Origin of the sequence: Qipengyuania soli, from assembly GCF_015529805.1 — a bacterium.
Lineage (GTDB): Bacteria > Pseudomonadota > Alphaproteobacteria > Sphingomonadales > Sphingomonadaceae > Qipengyuania > Qipengyuania soli.
This window is the reverse complement of record NZ_CP064654.1, coordinates 584,253-605,826: the sequence shown is the minus strand read 5'-3', so window position 1 is coordinate 605,826 and position 21,574 is coordinate 584,253. Positions and strand designations below refer to the sequence as shown.

The 21,574-nt window shown below is 63.9% G+C and carries 19 protein-coding genes and 1 tRNA gene; 13 read left to right on the top strand and 7 right to left on the bottom strand.

What is annotated here, in order from left to right; translation table 11 throughout:
* Window positions 1-28: 28 nt before the first annotated feature.
* The gene (locus IRL76_RS02990; RefSeq protein WP_200983016.1) at window positions 29-622 is read left to right on the top strand and encodes an HD domain-containing protein; all 594 of its coding nucleotides are present in this window, start codon (window positions 29-31) and stop codon (window positions 620-622) included.
* 11 nt (window positions 623-633) lie between these two features.
* Window positions 634-1,428, top strand: coding sequence for a class II aldolase/adducin family protein (locus IRL76_RS02985; RefSeq protein ID WP_200983014.1), 795 nt, complete (start codon window positions 634-636; stop codon window positions 1,426-1,428).
* A 32-nt stretch (window positions 1,429-1,460) separates the two neighbouring features.
* On the opposite strand, the gene IRL76_RS02980 is transcribed toward IRL76_RS02985, so the two are convergent.
* From IRL76_RS02980 to uvrC, 4 genes are all read right to left on the bottom strand, one after another.
* Window positions 1,461-2,279: a universal stress protein gene (locus tag IRL76_RS02980; protein ID WP_200983012.1), complete on the bottom strand. Its 819-nt coding sequence runs from the start codon at window positions 2,277-2,279 to the stop codon at window positions 1,461-1,463.
* Window positions 2,280-2,443: 164 nt separating this feature from the next.
* Window positions 2,444-2,938 (bottom strand): hypothetical protein, encoded by a 495-nt coding sequence (locus IRL76_RS02975; protein ID WP_200983010.1) that lies wholly within the window; start codon window positions 2,936-2,938, stop codon window positions 2,444-2,446.
* Between the two features lie 118 nt (window positions 2,939-3,056).
* Complete coding sequence (locus tag IRL76_RS02970; protein WP_200983008.1) at window positions 3,057-3,569, bottom strand: lipocalin-like domain-containing protein; 513 nt, start codon at window positions 3,567-3,569, stop codon at window positions 3,057-3,059.
* Window positions 3,570-3,644: 75 nt separating this feature from the next.
* Window positions 3,645-5,603: an excinuclease ABC subunit UvrC gene (gene uvrC, locus IRL76_RS02965; RefSeq protein ID WP_200983007.1), complete on the bottom strand. Its 1,959-nt coding sequence runs from the start codon at window positions 5,601-5,603 to the stop codon at window positions 3,645-3,647.
* A gap of 56 nt (window positions 5,604-5,659) precedes the next feature.
* Here uvrC and IRL76_RS02960 point away from each other — a divergent pair, with 56 nt between their 5' ends.
* The 3 genes from IRL76_RS02960 (at window position 5,660) to IRL76_RS02950 (ending at window position 9,366) form a co-directional block, all read left to right on the top strand.
* A complete protein-coding gene (locus IRL76_RS02960) occupies window positions 5,660-6,829 on the top strand; it encodes a BaiN/RdsA family NAD(P)/FAD-dependent oxidoreductase (RefSeq protein WP_200983005.1) in 1,170 nt (389 codons plus the stop codon).
* 156 nt (window positions 6,830-6,985) lie between these two features.
* Window positions 6,986-8,578, top strand: coding sequence for a WS/DGAT/MGAT family O-acyltransferase (locus tag IRL76_RS02955; RefSeq protein WP_246449950.1), 1,593 nt, complete (start codon window positions 6,986-6,988; stop codon window positions 8,576-8,578).
* Entirely contained in the window at window positions 8,575-9,366 is a 792-nt protein-coding gene (locus IRL76_RS02950) for an esterase/lipase family protein (protein ID WP_246449949.1), read from the top strand. The genes IRL76_RS02955 and IRL76_RS02950 overlap by 4 nt, the downstream gene beginning before the upstream one ends.
* Before the next feature lie 9 nt (window positions 9,367-9,375).
* Here IRL76_RS02950 and IRL76_RS02945 read toward each other — a convergent pair whose 3' ends face one another.
* Window positions 9,376-12,156 (bottom strand): TonB-dependent receptor, encoded by a 2,781-nt coding sequence (locus IRL76_RS02945; RefSeq protein ID WP_200983003.1) that lies wholly within the window; start codon window positions 12,154-12,156, stop codon window positions 9,376-9,378.
* Between the two features lie 220 nt (window positions 12,157-12,376).
* On the opposite strand from IRL76_RS02945, the gene infA reads away from it, so the two are divergent.
* The 5 genes from infA (at window position 12,377) to IRL76_RS02920 (ending at window position 14,522) form a co-directional block, all read left to right on the top strand.
* Window positions 12,377-12,622, top strand: a complete 246-nt coding sequence (gene infA, locus IRL76_RS02940; RefSeq protein ID WP_007163491.1) for a translation initiation factor IF-1 — start codon at window positions 12,377-12,379, stop codon at window positions 12,620-12,622.
* Window positions 12,623-12,628: 6 nt separating this feature from the next.
* Window positions 12,629-13,204: a Maf family protein gene (locus IRL76_RS02935; RefSeq protein ID WP_200983001.1), complete on the top strand. Its 576-nt coding sequence runs from the start codon at window positions 12,629-12,631 to the stop codon at window positions 13,202-13,204.
* A complete protein-coding gene (locus tag IRL76_RS02930) occupies window positions 13,197-14,177 on the top strand; it encodes a ribonuclease (protein WP_200982999.1) in 981 nt (326 codons plus the stop codon). The genes IRL76_RS02935 and IRL76_RS02930 overlap by 8 nt, the downstream gene beginning before the upstream one ends.
* Entirely contained in the window at window positions 14,170-14,358 is a 189-nt protein-coding gene (locus IRL76_RS02925; protein ID WP_200982997.1) for a DNA gyrase inhibitor YacG, read from the top strand. Before IRL76_RS02930 ends, IRL76_RS02925 begins: the two co-directional genes overlap by 8 nt.
* An 89-nt stretch (window positions 14,359-14,447) precedes the next feature.
* Window positions 14,448-14,522 (top strand) — tRNA-Phe (locus tag IRL76_RS02920).
* A 5-nt stretch (window positions 14,523-14,527) separates the two neighbouring features.
* Here the strand turns inward: IRL76_RS02920 and IRL76_RS02915 are convergent.
* Window positions 14,528-15,427, bottom strand: a complete 900-nt coding sequence (locus IRL76_RS02915) for a phosphoenolpyruvate carboxykinase (ATP) (RefSeq protein WP_200982995.1) — start codon at window positions 15,425-15,427, stop codon at window positions 14,528-14,530.
* Between the two features lie 76 nt (window positions 15,428-15,503).
* Between IRL76_RS02915 and IRL76_RS02910 the strand changes: the two genes are divergently transcribed.
* The gene (locus IRL76_RS02910; RefSeq protein WP_200982992.1) at window positions 15,504-16,811 is read left to right on the top strand and encodes a cation:proton antiporter; all 1,308 of its coding nucleotides are present in this window, start codon (window positions 15,504-15,506) and stop codon (window positions 16,809-16,811) included.
* 124 nt (window positions 16,812-16,935) lie between these two features.
* Window positions 16,936-17,739, top strand: coding sequence for a phosphoribosylaminoimidazolesuccinocarboxamide synthase (gene purC / locus IRL76_RS02905; RefSeq protein WP_200982990.1), 804 nt, complete (start codon window positions 16,936-16,938; stop codon window positions 17,737-17,739).
* On the opposite strand, the gene IRL76_RS02900 is transcribed toward purC, so the two are convergent.
* Window positions 17,740-18,627: a diacylglycerol/lipid kinase family protein gene (locus tag IRL76_RS02900; protein WP_246449947.1), complete on the bottom strand. Its 888-nt coding sequence runs from the start codon at window positions 18,625-18,627 to the stop codon at window positions 17,740-17,742. It abuts the gene before it with no gap.
* Window positions 18,628-18,733: 106 nt separating this feature from the next.
* Between IRL76_RS02900 and IRL76_RS02895 the strand changes: the two genes are divergently transcribed.
* Entirely contained in the window at window positions 18,734-21,562 is a 2,829-nt protein-coding gene (locus IRL76_RS02895; protein ID WP_200982987.1) for a M16 family metallopeptidase, read from the top strand.
* The last annotated feature ends 12 nt before the right edge of the window (window positions 21,563-21,574 follow it).

Here is a 21,574-nt window from a genome sequence, read left to right as displayed (position 1 = left end):
TTCGCAACTTTCGCCGGGGAGCGATGCCATGACCGAAGTGCTCGAAAAGACCGCCGCCTTCCGCACCATGACGGAGGGGACCCAGGAAGACTGGGACATCATCATGACCCACATGAAGCCCTTTGCCGAAAGCGGCGGGGCGCGAATCCTGGCACATCTCAAGCTGCTCGACGGCGACTTCGGCGGCTTTCCGGTCGACCGGCTGACCCACTGCCTGCAGACGGCCACCCGCGCCTATCGCGATGGAAAGCCCGAGGATTACGTGGTCATGGCGCTGCTGCACGACATCGGCGACACGCTGGGTGCGTACAACCATGCCGATATCGCCGCCGCGATCCTGCAGCCTTTCGTTTCGGAGGAACTCCACTGGATCGTGAAGCATCATGCAATTTTCCAAGGAAACAACTTCTTCCATTTCGTGGGCCTCGATCCCGATATGCGCGACCGTTTCCGGGACTCGCCGTATTTCGAGGCGACGCGCGAATTCATTGACAAGTACGACTGTCCGGCGTTCGATCCGGATTACGACAGCGAGCCGCTGGAATTTTTTGCACCGATGGTGATGCGCCTGTTCGAGCGTCCCAGGAGCAGCATCTACAAGTCGGCAGTCGAGCAGAACTGAGGAGAGCGACAATGGCCACCGTATTCGAAACCAAGTCAGCCAATGACGACAGCCACATCCGCGGTGCCGTGAGCGCCGAGGAATGGCAGGTCCGTGTAGATCTCGCCGCCGCCTATCGCCTCGTGGCGCTCTATGGTTGGGACGACCTCATCTTCACCCACCTCTCCGCCCGCGTTCCGGGACCGGAGCATCATTTCCTCATCAACCCCTACGACATGATGTTCGAGGAAATCACCGCCTCGAGCCTCGTCAAGATCGACACCGACGGCCAGCCGGTCCTGCCGACCGCGCATCCGGTCAATCCGGCGGGCTTCACCATCCATTCCGCGCTGCACATGAACTGCGAGGATGCCCACGCGGTGATGCACCTCCACACCCCCGACGGACAGGCGGTCAGCGCCATGTCTGAGGGGCTGATGGAGCACACGCAGACCGGGATGATCGCGCGCCACGACATCGCCTATCACGACTACGAAGGCATCGCGACCGACCTCGAGGAGCGCGAGCGGCTGGTCGAGGACATGGGCGACAAGCACGCCATGATCCTGCGCAACCACGGCACGCTGGCGATCGGCAAAACCGTAGCCCAGTGTTTCCTGCGCCTCTACTTCATCGAGCGTGCCTGCACTGCACAGGTCCGCATGCTGAGTGCGGGTCGCAAGAACCTCAACAACCCGCCGCAGGGCACGCCCGAGAAGGTCGAGAGCCAGACCCCTGCCGCAGGAATGGGGATGGTCGCCGATGGCCTCGCCTGGCCAGCCCTGCTGCGCAAGCTCGACCGGATCGATCCTAGCTTCCGCAACTGACGAGAGGGCGGCCCGAAGCCGCCCTCTTCACATCAGTTCGTCAACAGCAGGGGAATTCGCACGTCCGCGAGCATGTCGCGCGTCGTGCCGCCGAAGATCCGCTCCGACAGGCGCGTCCGCCCATAGGCCCCCATCACGATGAGACCGGCATGGCGAATTTCCGCTGCGGTGCGGATAGCCTCGGCGACGACATGCTCGCGCGGGTCGATTTCGACCAGCTGGCTCGATATCCCATGGCGCGAAAGGTAATCAGCACCACCGAGTGGAGGCAGGTCGTGAGGTTTCTCGCCCTTCGATGCCTCCTTGACCACCGCCAGATACACATCCTTGGCCTGTCGCAGGAATGGCACCGCGGCCTTGAGCGCATGCGATGCCTCGGCCGACCCGTCCCAAGCCACCAGTACAGGGGCACTGGCATCGAAGCGCGAGGCATTCTCTGGCAGCACCAGTACGGGGCAATCGGCCGTCACCGCCAGTTCGCCGGCTGTAAATGACGGCCCGGCATCGATTGCCTGCGGGTCCCGGGCCCCGACGACGATCAGGTCCTGCAGCGCGGACTCCTTGAGGAGGGCGCGCGCAGTCGGGCCGACCGTTTCGACCCAGTTCCACGGAACATCCTCGTTCCCGAGATCGGCGATGATCTTGTCGCGCACGCGGTTGGCCTCGTCCTGCCAGACTGGCGCAAGCGCGGCGAAGGTCGCTGCGTAGGGATCGATGGCCACACTCGCTTCGAACGGCACCGAATGGAGCAGCGTCACATGTGCTTCGAATGCCCGCGCAATATCGAGCACGGCATCGAGGCGCCCGGCGTTGCACGGGTCTCCGAGCGCATTGAACAGGATGGTTTTCATATCGCGTCTCCTCGCGGAGGCGGCGGTGACAAGCGACCGCTCGACAGCCTCGCTGTGGTCCTTGTCGGGCGAGAAGCGCGGCCTGTCGTTGATCTGGGACAAAATCGGATCGGCAGCGGGAGTGGAACGCAAACACCACAGAGGAAATGTGTGACCTTCCGTTTTCACCAGGTCGCGCACTCCGCGCGGCGAGTGCGGGAGAGAAGCGCAAGAAGCGCGGAATTGTCCGGATTGCGCCGCACTCCGGCGTAGCAACCACCTCGCAGAAACACCTGCCACAGCCCGGTCTCCACCCGCCATTTGAGCTGCTCGACTGTGACCTTTCGCGAGGGCTTCAATGCCTCGCGCGCTGCCATCAGCGCCGCGAGCAATCGCACCCTCCCTGCCTCCGACCCGGTCCGCGCCAGCGCTACGTCCCACGCCGCCGCGAAGCCTTCAGCACCCGGCCTCTCACGCAAGCGATAGGCCGTCTCGCGCGCCATCGACACCTCGCGCGCCGCCGCCGCAACCGAGCGTTTGGCGGCGAGGTGTCCGATGAACTCCGCCTGCCTCAGCGGTGTCCACCCATCCGCGCGAATGCGCACCGGGACGGCGTGGAACGGCGGGATGGCAATGGGCGGCGAGCGGGATTGCGGGACACGAGGACGGTAGTGCTTCATCCGCGAGGTTAGGGCACGAGAGTCGAGGTGTAGGAAAGGGGTGCTGACCCCATGTCATCCCAGCGTTCGCTGGGATGACATTTTTGGGGTGAAAAGCTGACTTAATAATGCATGCGCGTCAAAGCCGGCGCCAGCTCAGCACGTTGTGGCTGCCGGACGCGTCGTTCGGTTCCAAGGTTGTTAGCGTGACGACATCGCCGACAAGCTTCACGGCCCGACGATAAACAATGCCGGTTTCGGTAGGATCGAGAGACGACTGTACGAAATGAGTGACTACCGACCGGGCAGGATCGAACTCATATTTTCCATAGTAGGCATAGTAGCTGTGGAGGTACGCCAATTGCTCGTCCGCTGTCAGCTTCCTGAGGTTGCCATCCGACGGCATTGGCGCCCTTGCTGTGGCGATCTGCACCGACATCATACCGCTGGCCCCATAAACGATGAGCCCAGTGTAGGGGCGGGTATGGCCATCCCAAGGACCTGTTTCCCCGTCCTTTTGAACGGTCATCGCTTCGATCAATGACCATGATCCAACCAATGGATCTTGCGGCATCTGGCCCTTTGCGGAAGCTGCTCCTGCCGCCAAAGGCAAAGCTAATCCCGCTGTAAGAACGTTACGTCGTTTCAGCATGGCCATCTCCCTAGATAACCAATGCTAGCACATGACACGATGACCACAATCGGGTCGCTAGCGGACATCCACCCATCACCCCCCGGCGTGATAAAAATCGTAGATCTGCTGCGCCACGCCCTCGCTGATGCCGGGTGCACGTTTGAGGTCGTCCAGCGCCGCCGCCCTCACCTTCCCCGCCGTGCCGAAGTGCAGCAGGAGGGCGCGTTTGCGCGAGGGGCCGATGCCTGGGATTTCGTCCAGAGGTGAGGCGGTGATGGCACGGCTGCGTTTGGCGCGGTGGGCGCCGATGGCGTAGCGGTGGACCTCGTCGCGCAGGGTCTGGAGGTAGAACAGCAGCGGCGAATTGACGGGCAGCGTTTTCTCGCGTCCGTCGGGGAAGTGGAACACCTCGCGGCCTTCCCTGCCGTGATGAGGGCCCTTGGCGATGGCGATCAGCGGGACATCCTCGATCCCCATCTCCTCAAGAGTGTCGCGCACCGATGACATCTGGCCCTTGCCACCATCGATGAGGACGAGATCGGGCCAGACGGTCTCGTGGCTGTTTTTCTTGCCCGTGTCGCCATCGGGATTTTCGGCGAGGTTGCGGAAACGCCGCTCCATCACCTCGCGCATCATGCCGAAGTCGTCATTGGTCTGCGCGGTCTTGATGTTGAACTTGCGGTACTGGCCTTTCTCGAAGCCTTCGGGGCTGGCAACGACCATGGCGCCCAGCGCCTTGTCGCCCTGGATATGGCTGTTGTCGTAGACCTCGATCCGCTGCGGCACGTCCTCCAGTTCGAGGAATTCTGCCAGCTCGCGCATAATCTTGGCCTTGGTACCGCTTTCCGCGAGCCGCCGGTCGAGTGCCTCGACCGCGTTGCGCTGCGCCTGCTCCATCAGCTTGCGCCGCGTGCCGCGCTGGGGGATCGAAATGGCCACGGCGTGGCCCGCCTTCTCGGCCAGCGCCTCGGACACGAGCTCCTGCTCGGTCAGCTCGCGATCGACGAGGATCGTACGAGGTGGCGGCACTTCCTCGTAGAATTGCAGCAGCACGTCGGACAGCACTTCGGCGAGGTCGAGTTCGCCGGTGTTGCGCGGGTAGAAGGTGCGGTGGCCCCAGTTCTGCCCGCCGCGGATGAAGAAGGCCTGCACCCCGACCTGCCCGCCCTTGGCAGCAAGCGCGAAGACGTCGGCATCGCCCACTCCCTGCGCATTGATCGCCTGCGACCCCTGGATGAAGGTCGCTGCGCGCAGCCGGTCGCGCAGGATGGCGGCGGTCTCGAAATCGAGGTCGGCTGCGGCCTTGGCCATCTGCTTCTCGATCTGCGCCTGCACGGCGGAGGACTTGCCGCCGAGGAAGTCCTTCGCCTCGCGCACCAGGCTGTCGTAGCCCTGCTGGTCGATGCGCCCCACGCAAGGGGCCGAACAGCGCTTGATCTGGTAGAGCAGGCAGGGTCGGTCGCGATTGTTGAAGAAGCTGTCGGTGCAGCTTCGCAGCAGGAACAGTTTCTGCAGCGCGTTCAGCGTCTTGTTGACCGAACCTGCCGAAGCGAAGGGGCCGTAGTAATTGCCCTTGGCCTTGCGCGCGCCACGATGCTTCTGGATGCGCGGATATGCGTGATCGGCGCGCAGCAGGATGAATGGGAAGCTCTTGTCGTCGCGCAGCAGGACGTTGAACGGCGGGCGATAGCGCTTGATCAGCTGCGCTTCGAGCAACAGCGCCTCTGCCTCGGAATTGGTGGTGACGATCTCCATCCGCCGGGTCTGGCTGATCATCCGCTGGAGCCGGTTGGAGAGTCCTTTGACCTGCGCGTAGTTCGCGACCCGCGCCTTCAGGCTGCGCGCCTTGCCGACGTAGAGCACGTCGCCGCGCGTATCGAGCATGCGATAGACGCCGGGCTTGGGCTTTAGCACCTTCACCGTCTCGCGGATCGCGGTGATCCCCGCCTCGAGGTCGGGCTGCGCACTGGCGACAGTGTAGGCGGCGCGTTCCTCGTTGAAACGCTCCTTGCCTCGGGGATCAGGGGGAGAACCGGCTTTCGTGCGCGACATGGCATCGCAGATAGGAATCTTGCGCGCGAATGGCAAAGCGTGAATGGCGCTGCGCGATGCCAGAATTTGACGCGATCATTCTTGGAGGCGGGGCTGCTGGCCTAATGTGCGCCGCGCGTGCGGGCCAGCGCGGCAAGCGCGTGCTGGTCCTCGAAAAGGCCGAACAACCGGGTAAGAAAATCCTCATCTCGGGTGGCGGGCGGTGCAACTTCACCAATATCGGCGCGGGTCCGGCGAATTACCTCAGCGCCAATCCGCACTTCGCCAAGAGTGCGCTGGCCCGCTACACACCACGCGATTTCCTCGAACTCGTTGAGAGGTACGGGATTGCCTGGCACGAAAAGACGCTCGGCCAGCTCTTCTGCGACGGTTCGGCGAAGCAGATCGTCGCGATGCTGCTGGAGGAATGCGCAAAAGGCGGTGTCGAGGTGAAGTGTGGTGAGGAGGTCGTCGCAGTGTCCCAAAATGGGACATTCACTGTCCAAACGCAGTCGGAGGCCTACTCCGCTCATGCCCTCGTGATCGCCACCGGCGGCCCGTCGATACCCAAGATGGGCGCAACCGGTTTCGCCTATGACCTCGCCCGCCAGTTCGGGCTCAAGGTCGTCGAACCGCGTCCAGCACTCGTCCCACTTACCCTGGGCGGCGAAGAGGTGCTGTTTCGCGAAATATCCGGTGTTTCCGCACCCGTTGTCGCGACCGCCAACAAGACCAGCTTCGCCGAAGCGGCGCTTTTCACCCACCGTGGCCTGTCCGGTCCCTCGATCCTGCAAGTGAGTTCGTATTGGCGGCCGGGCGATCCGGTTGCGATCGACATCGTGCCCGATCGCGCTGCCGAATGGCTGCTCGATGCCAAGCGCGACCATCCGCGCGCCACCATTCGCTCGCTGCTGCGCGAAGCCCTGCCCGACCGCCTGGCCGACATTCTTGCGGATAAGATTGGTGTGGGCAGCGAATTGGCCAACACGGCGGACAAGGCGTTGCGAGCAGCCGGAGAGCGGCTCAAGCGCTGGGAATTCCACCCCAACGGCACCGAGGGCTTCGCCAAGGCAGAGGTCACCGTGGGCGGCATCTCGACCGCAGAACTCTCTTCCAAGACCATGAAAGCAAAGCGGATTCCCGGCCTCTACGCGATTGGGGAGGCGGTCGACGTTACCGGCTGGCTGGGCGGCTACAACTTCCAGTGGGCCTGGGCCAGCGGGGTCGCAGCCGGCGACGCGATCTGAGCCCTCGCCGCTAGGGAAGCCGTTTACCTAGGCGGCAAGTTGACGCGGAATCGTCAGATGTTAGCATCTGCAACATTCGGACCTGCGCAAAGCAGGCCGTACAGGAGAAGATGCCGCGGCGCTCAAGCAGCGAAGCGGTAGCGCGAAAGGAAGTCTATGCGCCAGCTCCAGGGGATGGATGCGAGTTTCGTCGCGCTGGAGACGCGCAATTCGCCGATGCACATCGGCTCGATACTGATCTACAACCCCGAAACTGCGCCCGGCGGCTTTGTTCGCTTCAAGGACATCCTGGCTTTCTTCGAGAGCCGCATGCAGCTCTCCCGCACGATCCGCCAGCGGCTGGTACGCGTGCCCTTCGATCTCGACTATCCCTACTGGATCGAGGACCCGGACTTCGACCTCGAATACCACGTCCGCCACATCGCCCTGCCCAAACCCGGCGACTGGCGGCAATTGTGCATCCAGGCGGCGCGCATCTTCGCCCGCCCGCTCGACCTGACCCGCCCGCCATGGGAGTTCACCGTGGTCGAGGGTCTCGAAAACATTCCCGGCATCGCGAAGGGCAGCTTCGCCATGGTCACCAAGGTGCACCACGCGGCCATCGACGGGATGAGCGGCATCGACCTGATGGAGGCGATGCACACGCTGACCCCCGACGAACCGCCGCCGGAGGCGAAGGACGACTGGAAGCCCGAGAAGGTCCCCAATCCGGTCGAACTGCTGGGCAAGAGCTATTTCAACGCCATTACCAACCCTCTCAAGCAGATCGAGGTCGCGGCGAAGGCTGCACCGGGTCTGGCCAAGGCATTGAAGGGCTTAGTCGCCAAGGAATTCGACGTTTCGGGCGAGATGATCGCGCCCAAGACCCGCTTCAACCGGGCGATTTCCGGCCACCGCGTGGTCGAGGGACGCAGCGTACCGCTGGCCGACATCAAGGCGATCCGCACCGCTGTCGAGGGCGCCAAGGTCAACGACGTGTTCCTGACCATCGTCGGCGGGGCGATGCGCAAGTACCTGCTCGCCAAGAACGACCTTCCGAAGAAGACGCTGACCGCAATGGCGCCGATCTCGGTCCGCTCGGCGACCGAGAAGGGTGACATGGGCAACCAGGTCGCCGCCATGGTCGCCCCGCTGGGCACCCACATCGAAGACCCGATCGAGCGGATGCGCTTCGTCCACGACCGAACGACAAATTCCAAGGCGATGACCGACGCCGTAGGCGCGCGCAACATGACCGAAGTGAGTAAGGTCAGCCCGGCGCTGTGGATGAGCCTCGGGGCGCAGCTCTACACCCGCCTCGGCCTCGCAAATCGCGGTGTGGGCCCGGTGTTCACCACGGTCGTCACCAATGTCCCGGGTCCGCCGGTTCCGATCTATTCCTCCGGCGCGAGGCTCGAGAGCATGATGGGCCTGCTGTGCCTAACCGACGGCATGGGCCTCGGCCATGTGGTCCAGTCCTATACCGACGAGGCGACCATCGCGTTTACTGCCTGCCGCGAACTGCTGCCCGATCCGGAATTCTACGCCCAGTGCATTGAGGACAGCTTCACCGAACTGCGCGATGCCGCAAAGAAGGCGGGTGGTGCGGCTGCGCCCAAGCCGGCGGAGGCAAAGGCACCAGCAACCAACAAGAAGCCCGCCGCCAAGAAGCGGGCACCAGCAACGAAAAAGGCCCCGGCGAAGGGCACCAAAGGGGTCGCCAGCCGTTCAGCGGCTGCCCCGAAAGGGAAAGGAAAAGCCACCACGTGACTGCAAAGACCAACGTTGCGCCGGATGAAGCCCGTCCGCCGCACATCGTTCTCGCGCTGACCGAACCGGGTCGCGCAATGACCGAACTCGCCAGTTTCTACGCGCTCACCCCGCTGATGGGGATGCTGCCGCGCGGCGACGGCCACGGCGTGCTGGTCCTGCCGGGCTTCATGGCTTCGGACTTCTCGACCGCTCCGCTTCGCCGCCTGCTGGCCAAGCTCGGCTACGATGCAGTGGGCTGGAACCTCGGACGCAATGTCCGCGTCGACAATGCGCGCATCGAGGCGATGATGGCCTGCGTCGACGAGCTTCACGCACGCACCGGCGGCAAGGTCAGCATCGTCGGCTGGAGCCTCGGCGGCGTATTCGCCCGCGAGCTCGCCAAGCTGGCACCGGAAAAGGTGCGGCAGGTGATCAGCCTCGGTTCGCCCATCAGCGATGATCGCAACCACACCAACGCGCGGCGCCTGTTCGAATATCTCAACGGCCATGAGCCCGAGCCCATTCGCAACGGCAATTTCCGCGAGCTGGCCAAGGCTCCGCCCGTCCCCACGACCTCGATCCTGACCAAGGCCGACGGCGTGGTCCACTGGCGCGGCTCGGTGCAGGATTGCGACCATGACCAGTGCGAGAACATCGAGGTGTTCGCCAGCCATTGCGGCCTGGGCGTCAATCCCGCTGCAGTCTACGCCATCGCCGACCGGCTGGCGCAGGAAGAGGGCAAGTGGCGCAAGTTCCAGCCAAGGGGGATTGCCAACATCGCCTTCCCGCGGACGCGACTGCACTGAGCCTTTGCGTCAGAATTGCTTCCTGAGGTCGATGCCGAAGTATCGGCCGACGGGATCGATGCGGCGCGGGTCGTAGGCATCGGGGATTTGCCCGCTGCTGTCGACGACCCTGCGCTGCCCGTCGAAGAGGTTGTTCACGACCAGCGACAGACGGAAGCCCTTGAGGAAACCGTCATCCTTCTTGAGAGCCTGCCCCAGATCGGCAAACAGGCGCAGGTCCACGGTCGCAAGGTCCCCGAAGAAGAGGTCGCTCGACCCCGGCAGGCCACTGCCGCGCAGCACGGCTTCGCCGATGTAATTGCCCGACACGCGCAAGCCGTAGCCACCCCAGAACAGCCCGCCTTCGAGGCGCGTTGTGTGTTTAGGCACCGCCCCGCCTCCGATGACTTCGCCGTCGAGCTGGTCATAGATCGGCCCACCGGGCGCTAGTTGTATCTCATTGTCGAGCGCAATCGAGTGGTTGAGGCTGACGAAGTATCGGCCCTGCCCGTTGTCACCGCCGCCGGGACCGAAGGGCATTCCTCCCCGGCCGCCCCTGCCGCCGCGTCCACCGCCCCCGCGCGCCTCGGCGCTGCGGGCTTCACCGCCCTGTCGCGCTCCGGGTGCGGCGCAGATCCGTTCCTTAATCGCGGCGAGCCTGTCCGGATCGACCGTGCCGTCCTCGCGCTTCAGCCGCTCGAGTATCTGCGGTGGGAGGGCGTCGATATTGGGCGGGTCGGTGCAGAGAGCCGTCCGCACGGCTTCGAAATCACGCTCGGTATTCTCGCTGCAAAAGCGGTCGCGCGCGTCCTTCACCAGGACAGGATCGGGCTTGCCGTCGGGCCCCATCAGGCGCTCGCGCATACGCTCCGGCAACAGGGAGAGATCGGGAGTCTCGGTTGCAGGTGCGGCGCAGAATTTCGCCCGCATCTCGCGGAAGCGGTTGGGATCGAACCCGCCACCACCACCGGGACCGCCCGCACCGGGCCTTCCCCCACCGAACCCCGGTGGACCGCCACGTCCCTGCTCCTGACCGCCACCGCTCTCGCGCGCCTTGCCAATGGTGCCGCGCGTGTTGAGACCGAAGCTGAGCGTCCTGCTCTTGGTGCGAAACAGCGTCACCGGACGGCGGTCGATGGCCAGCAGCTCGCCCGAAGTGCCGCGCGTGACGCGGTCCGGAAAGGCGCTTTCGAAAGCCGCCGAATAGGATGGCGAACTGAGAGTAACGTCGCTCGAGTTGTTGAGCGCGTAATCGACCTGGAAGCGCGTGTCCTTCCAGAAGGGCAATTCCCAGTTCGCACCAAACTTCCAGTCTGCCTGCGTTTCGGCGAGCAGCGACGGATTGCCGCCGGTGGTGACAGTCGCAAGCACGCTGTCACCGGTCACGAAATCGAACACGGGCACGTTGAAGCTGTCGATCCGCGGACGGCCAAGGTCGCTCAGCGTCGGGGCAACCTCGCGCCAGATCCGGGTCGCCTGCAAGTTGAGGCTGCGCGTCGGTGACCAGTTGAGCCCGGCGGTCCAGCTGTAAAGCCCGCCGAAGTCCGAGAGATCCTCCGAGCCGGCGGAGAAGTTGGCCGTCAGGCTGCCGATGGCACCCCAGGCGCCCTCATCCTCGGCAATCGGAACGGAGACGTTGACGCCTCCGCGCAAGCGGCGACGTGTCGCCTGAAGTCCTGTGTCCGACCGGGTATCCTCGCTCTCGATCCGCTTCCAGTCGAGGCCAAGATCGAAGGTTGTCGAAACCTCTCCGGCGGGCAGTTCGAGCGGATAGCCGACCAGTGTCGCCTTGTTGGTGACGGTCCAGGTGTTGCTCTGCGCAAGGTCGAAGCCGGTCTGGTCGCGCCGGTCGATCTCCGTATCGCCGAGCGCACGGATGACGTCGGTGGTGAATGTCCCCTGCCACCCGCCGAAACGCCGGTTGTAGGCTCCGGCAAAGGCATAGGTATCGGTCGTGCGCCGCGTTTCCAGCGGAGAGACGATGCCACCCACTTCGCGCAGGCCCGACAGGCCGAGGCTTTCCTCGCGTGTGACCGTGGCATTGAGGCTGGTCGATGCACCCGTGTCGATATCGGCGCGGACGTAGTTTGCCGTGCCTTCTACCTTGAGGCTGTCGGAAAGCAGCGTGCGATAAGGTGCCTCGTCATCGACACCGGCGATGCTCGAGGGAACAGTGAAGCCGCGCTCATCCTCGGTCAGAGGGCTGGAGTCCTCGACATCGAGGTTGAAGTTCAGCCGTCCGCCACTTGTAATCTTGAGATAGGTTAGCTCCTGCTCGTTGCGCGAATAGCCGCCATCCTGCGGCGCCTCGAGCTCGAGCTCCGCAGTGATCGAGGAATAGTTCGGCTTGAGCACGATGTTGACCACGCGCTGGTCGGGCGGGAAGCCGAGGCGCTGGGCGACCTCTTCGGGAAACACCTCGACCTTGGCGATGCTTTCGGGCGGGTAGTTGCGGAATTCGCGGAAGCTCGATACGCGGATGCCGTTGATCAGGAACACCGGCTGGCCACCTCCGCGTCCACCGCGCGCGCTGCCGCTGGCGGGCTCGATCGCGGAGATGATGTCGGCAATCGAACTCCCGCCGAAGGCCGCGATATCTGCGGCATCGTATTCGGCGACTGGCGGCTGGTCGGTGATCAGCTGGCCACGGATACGCTCGCCGGTGACGACGATGGTGCCGGGGTCGAGCGCCGCCGGTTCTTCCTGGGGCTTGCCATCCGACGGCGTGACCTGTGCGACATCCTGCGCCATCGCACAGGTCGACCAGGCGATGGCAGCCAGCGATACTGCAAATGCGGGGAGCTTACTCAACGATCACCTTCAAACTAAACCGAAACATGCCCCCGCCCTCTCGCACTTGCGGGAAGAACCCATGCCCCGCAAGGGCGGTTCCTGTATCGGTTTGTCGCTCGTCGAGACATATGGACTCTTGGTCGGCCCCGACCCGATGCGCCAAGGCTTCCCTTTTGGCCGCGCTCCGGCTAAAGGCGCCGCCACGCAATTTCTGACAATTTACGGATAACAAGACTGCATGGCCAAAGAAGAACTTCTCGAAATGCGCGGGCGCGTGGTCGAGCTGCTGCCGAACGCGATGTTCCGGGTGGAGCTCGAGAATGGCCACGAAGTGCTCGGTCATACCGCCGGCAAGATGCGCAAGAACCGCATCCGCGTGCTGGTGGGTGACGAGGTCCTGTGCGAACTGACGCCCTACGACCTGACCAAGGCGCGCATCACCTACCGCTTCATGCCCGGTCGCGGCGGCCCCGGCCCGCAGTAATCCGGCGTGGGTTCGCCCAAGCTCATCCTCGCATCCGCAAGTCCCCGCAGGCGCGAACTCATCGCGCGCCTCGGCCTGACGCCCGACGCGATCACCGCAGCCGATATCGACGAGAGCCCACGCAAGGGCGAACTTCCGCGCGATTACGCCAGGCGCATGGCGCGCGAGAAGGCAGAGACCGCTGCTTCGTCCGAAGGCTTCGTGCTCGCAGGCGACACCGTTGTCGCCGCCGGCCGCCGCATCCTGCCCAAGGCCGAGGACGAGGCGACCGCGCGCCAGTGCCTCGAACTGCTGTCGGGTCGGCGTCACCGAGTGCTGTCGGCCATCGCCCTGCGCGCACCTGACGGCACCATGCGTGAGCGACTGAGCGAGACTGTGGTCATCTTCAAGCGCCTCTCGCGCGAGGAGATCGAGGCCTACATCGCCAGCGACGAATGGCACGGCAAAGCGGGTGGCTATGCCATCCAGGGCATTGCCGAGGGTCTGATCAGCCGCATCCAGGGTAGCCATTCGGGCGTTGTCGGCCTGCCGCTCTACGAGACACGCGCGCTGCTCAAGGCGGCGGGGTTCGACCTTGCCTGACCGCTGGCTCGTCGAAGAAGGGATCGGCGAACATCGCGCGATCCGGCTCGGCGACAACGGCATCGATGCGGCGCGCGTCAGCTGGCCCGGAAGTGGGCTGGTAACCGGCGAGATCGCCGATGCGAAGCTGCTCGAAAGACTGGGCGAAGGCCGCGCGGGCCTGGTCGAGTTCGCCAATGGCGAGAAGGCCTTGTGCCCGCTCGTTCCCCGTCCAGTCAGCATCGGCGCCCCTGTCCGAATGCGGGTGACGCGCGAAGCCATGGCCGAACGGGGCCGGCTCAAGCTTGCCCAGTGCCGGTTCACCGAGAACCCGGTGAAGCCCGCTCCGTCGCTCGCCGAAGCCTTGGGCGAGGAGGCCGAAGTGCAAATCGTCCACCGTTTCCCGGACGACGCAGACTGGGACGATCTGTGGATGGAAGCCGCGATCCAGCAGGTCGATTTTTACGGCGGGAGCCTGCTCTTCGCCGAGACCCCGGCCATGACGCTGATCGACATCGACGGCGGGCCATTCGAAGCGATCACCTTCAATGGCATCCCGGCGCTGGCGCGCAGCATCGCGCGGTTCGACCTTGCCGGCAACATCGGTATCGATTTCCCCACCGTCAGCGACAAGGGAGATCGCAAGGTCGTCGATACCGGGCTGGAAGAAAACCTCGCACACTGGCCACATGAACGCACCGCCATGAACGGCTTCGGTTTCGTCCAGATCATCGCGCGGCTGGAGCGTCCCTCGCTCCTCCATCGCATCGCGCGCAACCGCGCGGGGGCTGCTGCCCGCGTGCTGCTGCGCAAGGCCGAGGGTCTGGCGGGGGCGGGTCGGATCGAGCTGTCCGCCCATCCCGCGGTCATCGACAAGCTGCGTCCCGAATGGCTCGACGAATTGCGCCGCCGGATGGGCCGCGAACTCTTGGTCAGGGCCGATCCCGGCATTGCGATTGCGGCTCCCCATGCCCAGATGGTCGATCATGCCTAACTCGTCCAAACCCTGCCCGATCTGCCGCAAGCCGCGCAGTGCCGAGTTCAGCCCGTTCTGCTCTTCGCGCTGCCGAGACCGCGATCTGGCGCAATGGTTCGGCGACGGTTACGCCGTGCCCGGTCGCCCTGCCATGCCCGAGGAAATCGCCGACGAAGTCCTGCGCACGCGCGAGGACTGAATTACCCCCTTGCCAAGGCGTGCCCGCTTCGCCATAGGCGCGCTCTCATTGCTCGCGGGGCTCTTGTAGCCCCTCCGCCGAAGCAGTGTGCCCGGGTAGCTCAGTGGTAGAGCAGACGACTGAAAATCGTCGTGTCGGTGGTTCGACTCCGCCCCTGGGCACCACTTCGCTACCCGAGCCGATCCAGCATCTCCGAAACCAGCCCGGCGCTCTCGCCGATTGCCCCGAGATCGCGCGGTCGGGTCAGGCGGAATACCTTGGCACCTGCGATGATTCGCGCTGCCAGCGCGCCCTGCTCGCCCCAGCGGCCCATGGTTTCGAGCGCTTCGGGGCGGTAGATCGTGCCGCTCAGGACCTCGGCAAGCGCTTCGCTGCCCGATAACGGCTCCAGCAACGGGGCCTCGCCGCTTTCCAGCACGACAATTGCGGCCAGCGGGAGCGGCGGACCTCCGGCATGGTTGGGTTCGATATGGCAGTGGAACTTGTCTTCGCGCATCACGTCGCGCTGGACCACGCGCTCGCGCCAGCCGAAATGATCGACCGCTGCACCCCACAGCTTGAGCCGCGAAGATGAAGGGTGGATCAGCGCACCCCCGGCGTTCGGCTCCACCTTCGAAAGATCGTCCCCAACCAGCCTCGCGCCCGTAGCTACCATGGCCGCCGCCATCGTGCTCTTGCCTTCGCCCGCATCACCACAAAACAGGGCTGCCCTGCCATCCAATTCCACGGCGCTGCCATGCCACATCGGATCGCCGCGCTGGTAACCGAGCACGCCCCAGGCACTTCCCAGTGTGAACAGACGCAGTTCAGCTGGGTCTACGGCGAGGCTCGGATAAAGCGTCATCCGACGTCCTGCCTCGAGCTCCCACCCGCCGACGCCTTCTATGCAGAAACCCGCAGTCGAGCCCGATGAATAGGTGCTGCCGTCCCTTGGAAACGCCGGAGAACGTTCGTCGGACAGCTCGATCTTGATGTCTGCGTGGCTAGCCGAACTGCTCGCAAAGCCGTCCCATTCCGGCAGGGCGATCTCGGACACGATTTCGAGGCCGGAGTGACGGTAGCGGTGCATGCGCGCACAATGCTGCCCAAGCCTTTGTTGGCGCGCAAGCTTCACCTTGCGTGGAACCCGCGCTACCCCCCATCCCATGCACGAAACAGCTTCCGCCGCACTGTCGGCGTTCGACATTGCCGCCCTGCTCGTCGTCACCGCCGCATTTCTTGGGTGGTTCAACCACCATTTCCTGCGCCTGCCGCATGTCATCGGCCTGACCGTCATGGGTGCGCTGGCAGCGACCGGACTGATGCTTGCCAATGCCCTGCTGCCAGGAGTCACAGTTGATGACCGCGTCGCTCGCCTGCTGGAGGAGCTGAATTTTACCGAGACACTGCTGCAAGGAATGCTCAGCTTCCTGCTTTTTGCAGGCGCCCTGCATGTCGATCTCGAGCGTCTACGCTCCGCCTGGCTGCCCGTTCTCCTGCTCTCGACTGTCGGCGTGATCGTCTCGACCGTGCTGGTCGGTTTCGCGACGATGGGCGTCGGTCTACTGCTGGGCCTTCCGATCGCGCCGATCTGGTACTTCGTTTTCGGCGCTCTAATCTCGCCCACTGATCCGGTTTCTGTCCTGGGCGTCCTGCGCGAGGAAAACGTCCCAGCATCGCTCCAGAGCGCAGTCGCGGGTGAAAGCCTGTTCAACGACGGTGTCGGTATCGTGGTCTTCACGATTCTTCTGGGGGCAGCGATAACAGGGGCGGAGTTTTCGCTCGCCGAAGGGGCCCGACTTTTCGCGATTGAAGCCGGTGGCGGCGTGGTGGTCGGACTGGTGTTCGGCTGGATCGGCTATCGCGCGCTGGCGAGCATGGACGAATACACCCTCGAAGTGCTCATCACTCTCGCCATCGTAATGGGCGGCTATGCATTATGTTCGGCCTTCCACATTTCCGGTCCCCTTGCCATGGCCGTAGCAGGCCTGTTGATCGGCAACCAGGGCGTTACCTATGCCATGAGCGACGTGACGCGCGACTACGTGATCAAGTTCTGGGAGCTGGTCGACGAGCTGCTGAATTCTGTCCTCTTCCTGCTCATCGGCCTCGAGATGATCGCTTTGGTACCCGGCCTCGATGACCTGGTTTTCGGCCTGGCGGTCATTCCGCTTACCTTGCTGGCCCGAGCTATCGCGGTCACAATCTCGACGAAGGCGATTCCCGCTGCGCGCCTAAGCGAAAAGGGCGCCGGGAGGGTCTTGTGGTGGGGCGGGCTGCGCGGAGGGATCTCGATCGCTCTCGCCCTCTCCCTCCCACCGGGCGAAACGCGCGAGCTGATACTGGCTGCAACGTTCGGCGCAGTCCTGTTCAGCGTCCTTGTCCAGCGAGCGACGCTGGGTCGGATGATCGCCAAGCTCAAGGAAGACCACGCACCGGCGGTGGAAGACCTCCCGTCCAAAGCGGTACACTGAACCCGCCCACAATTGCTTTCGCACCTGCGCTTCTGTATGCGCCAAGCGAACGCCCCGGGCCGCGGTCGCCAGCCGATTCCGCTACCGGGGCGACAGCTTTTTGAGCGATAAGGAATACTGTCCGATGGCACGTCGCCGCCAGATCTACGAAGGCAAGGCCAAGATCCTCTACGAAGGCCCCGAACCGGGCACGCTGATCCAGTATTTCAAGGACGACGCGACCGCCTTCAACGCCCAGAAGAAGGGCACGATCAACGGCAAGGGTGTGATCAACAACCGCATCAGCGAGTTCGTTTTCACCCGCCTTTCGCACATCGGCATCCCGACGCACTTCATCCGTCGCCTCAACATGCGCGAGCAGCTGATCCGCCAGGTCGAGATCATCCCGCTCGAAGTGATCGTGCGCAATGTAGCCGCCGGCTCGCTCAGCAAGCGTCTCGGCATCGAGGAAGGCGAGCTGCTCCCGCACACGTTGCTGGAATATTGCTACAAGGACGACAGCCTCGGCGACCCGCTGGTCTCGGAAGAGGAAATCGCCTGCTTCAACTGGTGCAGCCACGAAGAGATGCAGGACATCTCGTCGATGGCAATCCGCATCAACGACTTCCTGTGCGGCATGTTCAGCGCGATCGACATCCGCTTGGTCGACTTCAAACTCGAGTTCGGACGCATCTGGGACGGCGACTACAGCCGCGTGATCCTGGCCGACGAAATCAGCCCCGACGGCTGCCGCCTGTGGGACATCAACACCGGCGAAAAGCTCGACAAGGATCGTTTCCGCCGCGACCTTGGCGGGGAAAGCGAGGCCTATCAGGAAGTCGCCCGACGCCTCCGCCTGCTGCAGGACGACGACAGCGGTCCCGGCGAAGTGCTTGACATGAACGCACACCGCGGCCGCCTGCGCAGCTCGCCCAAGCCGAAGAAGTAATCAGACCACGTAGCGCAGCGTCAGGCCGCTTGGACCGATAGCCCAGGCGCAATCGGGCATGTGGTCGCCGTCGACTTGTACGGGAGTAACGCAACGGTCGAACTCGACGCGGCGGACAGAGCGTACTTCGGCAATGCCGAGGCGCGCCACCGACAGGTTGAACATGGCGGCAAGGCTGAGCGCGATGGTGCGAAGGCGGGTCGATTTCTTCAGCGATATGAGCTCGACCGAATCCGCGGCGAGTGCGGCCTGCGGGCTCAGGCGAAAGGGTCCGGCGTAGAGCGCCGCGCTCGACACGATCACGGCTTCGGCTGCGCATTCGAAACGCTCGCCATCGACGGCCGTACCCCTGATCTGCATCGCCGAGCGTGGCCATTCGCGCATCTGCTGCATCATCGCCACGACATAGGCATAGCGCCCGATGCGCTTTTTGAGCGGTCCCGACACGCGGGCAACCGCATGACTGTCCGGCCCGATTGAAAGGCACGATACGATCGGCATGTCGCCCAGCTGGTAGAGCGGTGCATGGATCCAGCTTTCCGAACCACGCTTCCAACCTTCCGCCAACTTGCGAGCGAAGGCTTCCGGCTGTCGCGGATAGCCCAGTTCTCGGGCCACGAGGTTGATCGTGCCCGAAGGCGCCACGGCGAGCGGGATACGCCCTGCATCCTCGCCGAGCGTCTTTACGCAATCGCGCAATGTCCCGTCGCCGCCATGGATGCAGATGAGATCCGCGTCGCCCGAGAACTGCGCCCCCTCGGCCGTCGTCGGCAGCGGGGTCACCTCGAACCCCTCGGAACGAAGCGCCGCTACCAGCGCATCGAGATGCGCCTGGCTGAAGCTGCCCGACACCGGATTATAGACGAGATCGAGCCTGCTCACGGGCATCTCCATATCGTGCCAATCGCACGAAAACACGGGCAAAATCGCCTCCAGCGTTAACAAGAAGGTTCACGCCATTGTCAGCCGGGTGCCGATAGGGCAGCCCTTGCCCATGATCATTCGCAAGTCTCTCTTTGCCGCCCTCCTTCTTACCACATCGTCGGTCGCTCATGCCGAAGCGGTAGGCTGGGATCCTGCTGCATGGGAACTGGAGGAAAGCGATATCCAGCCAGCCGACGGCTGGGTCTTCGGCAAGCTTGAAAACGGCATGCGCTACATCATTCGCCACAACGAGCGACCGGAGGGCACTGCACTTGTTCGCATGCTGGTTCATGCGGGCGCGTTGGATGAAAATGACGAGGAACGCGGCTTCGCCCACTATGTCGAGCACATGGCCTTCAATGGCTCGACCAATGTGCCCGAGGGCGAGATGGTCAAGCTGCTCGAACGCCTCGGTCTGGCCTTCGGCGCCGACACCAATGCCTCGACCGGCTTCGAGTACACCGAATACAAGCTCGACCTTCCGCGAGCCGACGAGGAACTGCTCGGCACCGCGCTGATGCTGATGCGCGAAACGGCGAGCGAGCTGACCATCACCCCAGAAGCGGTCGAGCGGGAGCGCGGCGTTGTGCTGTCCGAGCGGCGGGTGCGCAACACCTATGCGCTGCAGAACTTCGTCGACGGGCTGGAATTCACCTATCCCGAGGGACGGATGCCGGCCCGCCTGCCCATCGGCACGGTAGAGACCCTCGAAGCGGCAACCGCCACGGGGCTGCGGAGATTCTGGGAGCGTGAATACGTTCCCTCCTCGACCACCCTTGTCGTGGTGGGTGATTACGATCCTGCGAAGGTCGAGGCGGCCATCCGCGCACGTTTCGCCGACTGGAAGCCGGCAGTGTCTCCCGACCAGCCGAGCCCGGGGCCCGTCGATCCGGCGTATGCCGACGCCTATGACATCTACACCCACCCCGCCCTCGACGAGAGCGTGACGCTGATGCGCCACGCGGCCTTTGTCGATGCACCCGATACCATTGCGGCTCGGCAACAGGAAACCCTACGCCAAGTGGCAAGCGGCATAATCGGCCGCCGGATGAGCCGCGAGGCGCAGAAGGAAGACCCGCCATTCCGCGGAGCCTTCCTGCAACTTTCCGAACAGGACAATCTGTCGCGCACGACGCGACTTACCGTGGTGACGGAGGATGGCGGCTGGCAGCGCGGGCTCGACGCCGCGGTCGACCAGTATCGCCGCGCCATGGAGTACGGCTTCACCGCCGCCGAAGTGGCGGAACAGGTAGCCAATATCCGCAACTCGCTCGAAAACTCTGCGGCGCAGGAACCGACCCGCAGCAACGGCGGATGGCTAGGCGCGGCGCTCGCAACCGCTCAAGGCAATTCGGTGCCCGACAGTGCTGCCAATCGCCTCGCCCAGTTCGAGGCGATGGCCGACACCATCAGTCCTGAGGCCGTGCTTGGAGCGATGAAGGACGGCTGGCCCGAACTCGCAGCGCCGCTGGTGCGCTTTACCGGCAAGGCCGCACCCGAGGGTGGCGAAGGCGCACTGCGCGAGGCCGTCGCTGCCGCATATGCAAGGAAGGTCGATGCTCCGCCGCAGGAGGCCGTCACCGAGTTCGGCTATACCGATTTCGGAGCGCCTGGGAAAATCGTGTCCGACACGATGTCCGAAAGGCTCGACATCCGCACCTTGCGCTTCGCAAACGGTGTCATGCTCAACCTCAAGCAGACTACGCTCGAAAAGGATCGGGTGGCTGTGCAGCTCGGCATCGATGGCGGCCGGCTTGTCGACAGCAAGGAGAAACCGCTCGGCACCGAACTCTTCGGACGACTGGCAGCCGGTGGCCTGGGCAAGCATTCGCTCGACCAGTTACAAACATTGCTGGCGGGACGCTCGGTTGGCGGCAACATTTCGGTCGAGGACGATCGCTTCGCAATGTCCGGCAACACCACACCTAAGGATCTCGAATTCCAGCTCCAGGTTCTGGCCGCATTCGTGAGTGACCCGGGATACCGGGCCGAAGGTCTGGGGGCGTGGAGGCAGAGCCTTCCCGCATTCTTTGCCCGTCTCGACAAAACCCCATCGTCAGCCTTCGGGGAAGCGATGCGGAACATCGTCACGGATGGCGACCCACGCTTCTCGCGGCAGCCGCTCGAATCCTACCTCGCACTCGATTTCGGCAGCTTGCGCGATGCAATTTCCGATCGTCTGACCCGAGGCGCGATCGAAATCGCCGTCGTCGGCGACTTCGACCAGCAAAAGGCCATCGATGCGGTGGCCCGCACCCTTGGTGCACTTCCCCCGCGCGAAGCGAATTTTCGTCCCTATGACCAGGGAGAACGCCAGCGCAGCTTCACCAAGGAGCGTGGTCTAAAGATTGTCCGCCATGGCGGCGAGAAGGACCAGGCGCTGGTCAATCTCATGTGGCCCACCGCCGACGATAGCGACTGGGAGCGATCCACCCGCCTCACTCTCCTTGGACGCATTGTCCGACTTATGGTGACGGACACCCTGCGGGAAGAACTCGGCAAGACTTACGGTTCGGAAGTCGACACGACCCAGTCCGAGGTGTGGACCGGCTTCGGCACCTTCATGGTCGGTGCGCAGGTCGACGTGAAGGACATCGCTGCGACGCACGGGGCATTGGTTTCGGTCATAGAGAAGCTGCGGGCTGAACCGGTGGACCCAGACCTTCTCAAACGCGCCTTGCAGCCGGTACTCGAAAGTTTCGACAACCGGCTGAAGAGCAATGGCGGCTGGATGGGCTATGTCGACCGCGCCCAGAGCAAGCCGGAAGACATCGAGCGTTTTGTCACTGCCAAGGAGCGGTATTCGGCAGTTACACCCGAACAGATCATGGAAACGGCGCGCACCTACCTCGACCCCGCCGAGGCGGTCGAATTCCACGTCATTCCCGAAGGACAATAAGAAAGGGGCCGG